Origin of the sequence: Paraburkholderia podalyriae (genome assembly GCF_014397785.1) — a bacterium.
Classification (GTDB): Bacteria; Pseudomonadota; Gammaproteobacteria; order Burkholderiales; family Burkholderiaceae; genus Paraburkholderia; species Paraburkholderia podalyriae.
Genome location: NZ_VZQQ01000198.1, coordinates 1 through 2,036, shown reverse-complemented (window position 1 = coordinate 2,036; position 2,036 = coordinate 1). Strand labels below are relative to the sequence as shown.

The window sequence follows — 2,036 nt, the reverse complement described above, 5'->3', positions numbered from 1 at the left end:
CCGCCTCCTCAATCGCGACGCCCTGCGCCCACATCTTCACGGCCTTGCCGCTTGCCACTTCCATCAGTTGATAATCGACAAGGCTCATGTCTCTGTCCCTTCGTCAGCTTCGCTCATCGGCACGGGTCTCAGTGCGCGGCGTATGACCTTAGCGTGAGCCGGTTTTTCCGTTTCGACAACCGGCCCATCACGGGCGTCTTTATCAAGCCGGGTAAATTATTCACCTCCAGCGACCTGTGCCATCGGATCCGTACGAGTTGTCTTGCCGGCCGAAAAGGCCAGTTCATGTCGCTCAGCGCGGGATGTCGGATGACCGCTGTTCCCGAGTAAGCTGCCGTTGCGGTGACGGACCTTCGAACGACGGCAGTGGGTCGAGCTGAGACAGTTGACCGGGTGCCACCGACCCGCTGGCCTAGCCGAGTTCGCCGCCTTGCTCGAACTCCACGATGCGCCGGCCAATCTCCCGGTAGGTCGCCGTCATGAACGCGTTGACGCTGCGGGCGGCGGCCGCGCGCGTGGACTCCACTACGTCGGCGATTTCACGCTGCAGGCCCGCGTAGATGGCCGGTGCGATGTCGGTCCTCGTCCCCGTGCGTTCACCGCGTCTTTGAACGCCTTGCCGGCAGTGAACTTCACCGTCTTTGCCGCGGCAACCTGGATTTCGGCGCCCGTCGACAGATTGCGGCCGGTGCGTGCCGCACGCTGTCCCGTCGGGAACGAGCCGAAACCGACCAGTTGCACGGTGTCGCCAGCGGTCACCGCGCGCGTGATGGCGCCTGGCACTGCATCGATGGCTTCGCCGGTGGCGGCCCTGGTGTCGCCGGTGCGGGCTGCGACCGCGTCAATCAGTTCCTGTTTATTCATGTTCGATCGGTTGTTGTTGGCCAGACCCGCAACGTACCGCAACGGGCGGTCCGAACGCAAACGCGCACGTACGTACCCAAGGTAGCGCCCGCCCCCTCCGTTTTCCCGGCCAGCGCGGGCTGCCGGAGCGTGACAGACGGAAAATCGTCCAGCGGCCAGCAGCGCTGTCGAGGCACTGCGGTAAAAGTCGGTGTGTGCGGCTCCGTCATTGCGAAACGGTCTCGACGTTGGAGGGGCGGACCAGGCGAACATGACGGCTAGTTGCGTCATCCGGTATTAAATCATCCGGTATTAAATGAACCGGTAAGGCGAGCTTTTGCAGGAGCGCGGACACTGGCACGTTGAGGCTTTCCTCCTGCAGTCCGTCGTGACATCGCTAACCGCATCGGGCACCTTGGCGATGCGGCGGCACGTAATGGCGCCGGGCAAATCGTTTGCGCCTTTGCGCCGGAGGTCCGATGAGGTCACACGCGGATCTGCCATCGGGACGGCAGGAATTCGCCCTTATGAGAGCGTCGAACGCACATGTCAGGGTCGAATCGATACTCGAACCTGCAGATTTCAGTCTGCGTAACGAGCGAAGCCGAATGTGGTCGGTCGAGGAGGATGCCATGTGGAACCGATCGGCGATGATGACAAGATCACCATTCGGCAGACCAGGCTGCCCCTGGTAGCGCCCCCGTTTGCCGAGTAGGACAAGCAGCGCTAAACCCGGGTCATCAACGCGCCCATGCCCGTGGAAGCCTCTTCGCATCCTTCCCGGTTTGGGCTGCGCAAGGCGGCAGGAGGCGGCAGCAAGAAGGAACAGGTAGAGTACCCGACGCGCCGGCGCATCACCTAAACTGTAAAGATGGTTGTGACTCGACAGGAGGCCGCCATGGCCGAATCAATTTCGGGAATCATGCTGGGGGTGATCGTTCTGATCATGGCTGCCATCCTGGTGACGGAGCACTACCGACGTGAACATCACAGGAGCCGGCAACTCCGCTGGCTGGACACCCATCCAATGCGGGACTGGTTGCACCGCAGGCCTTGAAGCACAGCCAGATACCTGCCTTGTTGACTGTCCACCCATTGCGGGCAACTCCGGCAGCGCAAGCGACAGGGGCCAGCCGTTTGCGCTCCACTCCGGACGAGCTGTGCTCCGGGACTTTGCCAGCGTCGGGATGACC

2 protein-coding genes are annotated in these 2,036 nt (G+C 62.4%); one reads left to right on the top strand and one right to left on the bottom strand.

What is annotated here, in order from left to right; translation table 11 throughout:
- Window positions 1–525: 525 nt before the first annotated feature.
- Window positions 526–864, bottom strand: a complete 339-nt coding sequence (locus F6X42_RS42445; RefSeq protein WP_187639705.1) for an HU family DNA-binding protein — start codon at window positions 862–864, stop codon at window positions 526–528.
- 877 nt (window positions 865–1,741) lie between these two features.
- On the opposite strand from F6X42_RS42445, the gene F6X42_RS42440 reads away from it, so the two are divergent.
- Complete coding sequence (locus F6X42_RS42440; RefSeq protein WP_167368858.1) at window positions 1,742–1,900, top strand: hypothetical protein; 159 nt, start codon at window positions 1,742–1,744, stop codon at window positions 1,898–1,900.
- Window positions 1,901–2,036: the final 136 nt, after the last annotated feature.

Bases quoted from the DNA above. Each gene is read 5' to 3' on its own strand.
- F6X42_RS42445 (WP_187639705.1), bottom strand. From the start codon at position 864: ATGAATAAACAGGAACTGATTGACGCGGTCGCAGCCCGCACCGGCGAC.
- F6X42_RS42440 (WP_167368858.1), top strand. From the start codon at position 1,742: ATGGCCGAATCAATTTCGGGAATCATGCTGGGGGTGATCGTTCTGATC.